This is a genomic window from Microcoleus sp. B6-A1 (assembly GCF_036705085.1).
Taxonomy (GTDB): domain Bacteria; phylum Cyanobacteriota; class Cyanobacteriia; order Cyanobacteriales; family Microcoleaceae; genus Microcoleus.
This window is the reverse complement of record NZ_JAUBTU010000172.1, coordinates 1-4,006: the sequence shown is the minus strand read 5'-3', so window position 1 is coordinate 4,006 and position 4,006 is coordinate 1. Positions and strand designations below refer to the sequence as shown.

The window sequence follows — 4,006 nt, the reverse complement described above, 5'->3', positions numbered from 1 at the left end:
CTTGTTTCATCTGTAGAAAAAATTCTTAAAGAATTTGGAGATAATTATGTAATTAATTTTGCTTAACTACTTATCGGAGCGAAAGGTGCAACTGGTGCAACTGGTGCTCAGGGTGTTGCTGGCCCTAAAGGTGATGTCGGCGCAACTGGCGCAACTGGCCCTCAAGGAATTCAAGGCGTTGCGGGTACACCGGGCCCGATCGGAGCCACAGGAGCCACCGGGCCAGCAGGGCCAGCCGGAATTGTTTGGTCAGCACCAATTTCTTTGCCTTTATCGTGGAACGTAACAGGCAACGTAACTTATCAAACCTGTGGCAAATTGGTTCGACTTAACGTAGATGTGCTTATCCAATACGCCAACATTTCCGGCATGATTATCTGTGGAAATATGCCAGCCAATGTCTTTAACACCTGGTTCCATTCTACAGCAATGATTTTCAAGCCTGACTTAACAATTGCTGCTACTGGTCAATGGGGTTTGATGAGATTCCAACCAAATAACCGAGACTTAGCGTTGATGTTTGACAAGATCGTGAACGAACAAGTCCGATGCGTCAGCAATTTCATCATGGCAGTTAACTAAGAAAAACCATGACTTTTGTTGCAGAAGTTCCTAATACTTACAATCCAGCTAAAGAATACATGGTTGGATTTTGGTTAAGCACTCCTAAACTCAACGGAGTTCGTTGTATTTACACACGCGACGGCATTTCACGCGGATTAAGAAGCCAGACTTTGACTACGCGATTTGTAGGACTCGATCGACTTGAGTTAGCCTGTCGCAGTCTCTGTGATGCTAACCATTTGTCTTTCATCGACGGTGAGTTGTTCCTTCCTGGTAGAAGTTTTCAGGAACTTACGGTATTAGTTCGCGATCGAAATACATACAACCTTGATGATAAATTTGCTGTTGAATTCCGAGTTTCTGCTGTTGGTTCGGCAACCAATCACGCCCTAACAGCCCAACAAATGATGAATCTCATGCAACAAATTATTCCGACACAGGGAATGATTAGTTTGATTCCTCAAAAACTCATTCGCAATACACCTCTAGGCGTTCTGGATGAAGCAACCACCGTTCTCAATGCTGGAGGAACTGAAGGAATCATCCTCAGAAATCTGGATTCAGTTTATTCTGGGGTGCGCTCGGACAATCTTCTCAAAGTCAAGGGAATTACCAGTGAAATCTTTACTGTCGTTGGGTTTACACAAAATCCAATAGTGGGTTACGTCAGTTATATGTCAGTTGAAAGAACAGTGGATGGAGTTAATAAAGTTTCCCGTGTTTATGGTTTGAACGATGAAGAGGAACAGGATTTGTGGATGAACAGAGATTCTTATATCGGCAAACAAGTTCAAATAGTTTACATGGGAGTAACTGCTACTGGTAATCTCCGAAGCCCTGCTTTGGGTCGATTTGTTGAGTAAGGAAAAAAGTCATGTTATTACAATTAGCAAATACTTACAGTCCCACCAAAAACTATGGTGTTGCTGAATGGCTCAGTAGCCCCAAACTGGATGGAGTGCGCTGTCTGTACGAAAACCCGACCAGTGGATTGAGGAGTCGATCGGGCAAAACTAGATATTCAGGATTGACCGAAATTGAGCAAAGCTGTGAAAGCATCCGGGTAGCCAACAATTTGTCTTTCATTGACGGTGAGTTGTACATTCCCGGAGAACCTTTTGATAGAATTTCTGGGATTGTCCGCTCGACGAAAACTACAGCAACTGTTGTCGAAGGGAAACAGAGGGTAGAATTTCGCATTTTCGCGATCGGCTTTACTCAATATCCGAACATCCTAGCAGCAGACGAATATAGCCAGGTTCAGCAAATCTTTCCGGGAATGGGAAAAGTTAGCTACGTTCCTCAGAAGTTGATTGAAAATAAGCCTTTGGTTATCCAAGCTGAAGCAGATTTTGTCAAGAGTTCGGGACAATCGGCTGAAGGGATAATGTTGAGGAATCCGAACTCAGTTTATTTTCAGGGTCGATCGATCGCACTTTTGAAAGTCAAGAATTTTGTGAAAGACCGTTTGCCAGTTACGGGGTTTACTAAAGGTTCAGGGAAATATTCTGCGTCGTTGGGCAATCTATTAGTTGGCGGCAATCTCAACGAGCGAATTGTCAAAGCCAGAGTCGGGACTGGATTTACGGATGCTGAGCGATCGACTATCTGGGCTAACCAAGCTAATTATATGGGCAGAATAGTCGAGGTCATCCATCTTGGGATTACTGCTACTGGAGCTTTGAGACATCCTGTTTTTTCTGCTTTTGTTTAAACTTCTTAGCAATTGTTAGAAATTTTTAGAAACAAGAAACATGAAAAAAACCTGAGAACGGGTGCAGTCACTCAGGTTTTTTTGTGCAGTTCGTCGCCAATATAGTTTAACGAAAACTACTATTATTGAACCAGCCCTACGAGTTCAGGAATGCTGCCTGCTAGTTTCCAGCCAGTAGCAACGGAGTAAATTGGAGTATTTGCACCAACTCCCCAATTAGACAGTTCATTGCTGGGAACTTCGATAAAGCTACCATCTGGGGCTTTGATTTGCCAGATAATTGGTGGTGCCGAAGGAGTAAGCAATTCCGCTGGAATTGGAGGAGGCAAAACAGGAGCTACCGGAGCTGCTGTGATAGTTGCTGCGGGAGCTGCTACCGGAGCTGCTGTGGGAGCTGCTGTGGGAGCTGGAGTCAGTACAGGGGTTGCTACAGGAGGTGTTACTGAAGTTGTTTCAGTCGAAGTTTCAGTCGAAGTTTCAGAAGCAATTGCACTGGCATAAACCCTTTCAAGGAACTTCTTGTCAAACTTGATTTTCGGTCGGCGAGTAGGCTTGTAAGTGGTTAGTTGACCTGTTCTGGGGTTTCGTCCTTCCCGTTCTGGTTTTTCAATCAATGAGAAAGTGCCAAACCCTTCGATTTTGATATCCTTTCCGCTTTCGAGAGAAGCTACGACACTGGAGATAACTTCTCCAAATGGGACATTTTCAACAACTGAAGTCATAATTCAAAATTGGGATTGAGATAAATGCTTGATTTGATTATGCCTTAATTATTTTAAAAGCACAATAAATCAGACAAATTATTACTCATTTTTACGCATGAAATGGGCATGAAATTGGTAGTATTTACCACTTGTCGTAAATACCACTCATAATTAATTAGGTGGCAAACCAAAATCTTCCGGGCTATAAAGACCTGCGGGCATTTTGCCATTTAAGAAATCAATCTGTTCTTGAGTCATGGATTGATTGAATAAACGAGCGGTTTTGGTAATAGTTCTACCCGCTTCATCCATGTATTTGCCATCTGTGTAAATCCGCATTTCACGAGTTTCACCGATCGCAACTTTACTTCGATATTTTTCGCCAACCCATCCAAGGGGGAAGTAACCGATATTTTTGGTACTTTCGGGAAAGCGCATATCGATCGCTAATTCCATCCGTGCGGCTTGCTGACCCACAGCAGGTTTCATCCGCTGAACAATGCGGATGAGTACATTTTGTCCAGTCCATTCACCTCGGCTCCAGACATTGGGTTCTTGTTTGTGAACGTTAAAGACGTTGAAATACGACAAGGTATCAGGGTTTTCTTGCAATTCAGTCACGATTTCTTCTCTAAATAGGTTAAACACCAGCGCTCCGGTGCTCAGCTCTCCGGCTCCGGTATGAACAGCGCGCCAGTAAGCAGCAGCCCAGGATTTATCGGTGTAGGGCTGACCGTTAGCATCGGCAAATTGTTCAAGTGCTGACTCTTTGAGAGCTTGATATTTGGCAGAAACCTCGCGGATTTTGGTAGTATCGCCATCATTTTGCTCTTTCCAGGCGATCGCACCTTGCATTTCTCTTGCATATCCTTTGCGCTGTTCAAATGCAAAATCGAGCTGTTCTTTGGTAACTTCAACTCCCACAAAAAGTGCATTCTCAAAAGAGTTGATAAGTAGTTAAACAAAATTAATTACATAAATAACTAATATGATATAATAAGAATATTAAGTATATTTAAAGAGG

6 protein-coding genes are annotated in these 4,006 nt (G+C 43.1%); 3 read left to right on the top strand and 3 right to left on the bottom strand.

What is annotated here, in order from left to right; translation table 11 throughout:
• Positions 1-170: 170 nt before the first annotated feature.
• Entirely contained in the window at positions 171-293 is a 123-nt protein-coding gene (locus QUB11_RS30870; protein WP_333392534.1) for a hypothetical protein, read from the bottom strand.
• Positions 294-339: 46 nt separating this feature from the next.
• Between QUB11_RS30870 and QUB11_RS30865 the strand changes: the two genes are divergently transcribed.
• Genes QUB11_RS30865 through QUB11_RS30855 form a run of 3 tightly spaced genes read left to right on the top strand, consistent with a single transcriptional unit; the run spans position 340 to position 2,278 of the window.
• A complete protein-coding gene (locus tag QUB11_RS30865) occupies positions 340-582 on the top strand; it encodes a hypothetical protein (protein ID WP_333392532.1) in 243 nt (80 codons plus the stop codon).
• 8 nt (positions 583-590) lie between these two features.
• Entirely contained in the window at positions 591-1,427 is an 837-nt protein-coding gene (locus QUB11_RS30860) for a hypothetical protein (RefSeq protein ID WP_333392530.1), read from the top strand.
• A gap of 11 nt (positions 1,428-1,438) precedes the next feature.
• Positions 1,439-2,278, top strand: coding sequence for an ATP-dependent DNA ligase (locus tag QUB11_RS30855; RefSeq protein WP_333392528.1), 840 nt, complete (start codon positions 1,439-1,441; stop codon positions 2,276-2,278).
• A gap of 122 nt (positions 2,279-2,400) precedes the next feature.
• Here QUB11_RS30855 and QUB11_RS30850 read toward each other — a convergent pair whose 3' ends face one another.
• Positions 2,401-3,000, bottom strand: coding sequence for an HU family DNA-binding protein (locus tag QUB11_RS30850; RefSeq protein ID WP_333201207.1), 600 nt, complete (start codon positions 2,998-3,000; stop codon positions 2,401-2,403).
• Between the two features lie 153 nt (positions 3,001-3,153).
• The gene (locus QUB11_RS30845) at positions 3,154-3,906 is read right to left on the bottom strand and encodes a hypothetical protein (protein WP_333392527.1); all 753 of its coding nucleotides are present in this window, start codon (positions 3,904-3,906) and stop codon (positions 3,154-3,156) included.
• Positions 3,907-4,006 lie beyond the last annotated feature (100 nt).

What these genes read in the sequence shown, in the direction of transcription:
- QUB11_RS30850 (WP_333201207.1), bottom strand. Translation starts at nt 3,000, where the DNA reads ATGACTTCAGTTGTTGAAAATGTCCCATTTGGAGAAGTTATCTCCAGT.
- QUB11_RS30860 (WP_333392530.1), top strand. Translation starts at nt 591, where the DNA reads ATGACTTTTGTTGCAGAAGTTCCTAATACTTACAATCCAGCTAAAGAA.
- QUB11_RS30855 (WP_333392528.1), top strand. Translation starts at nt 1,439, where the DNA reads ATGTTATTACAATTAGCAAATACTTACAGTCCCACCAAAAACTATGGT.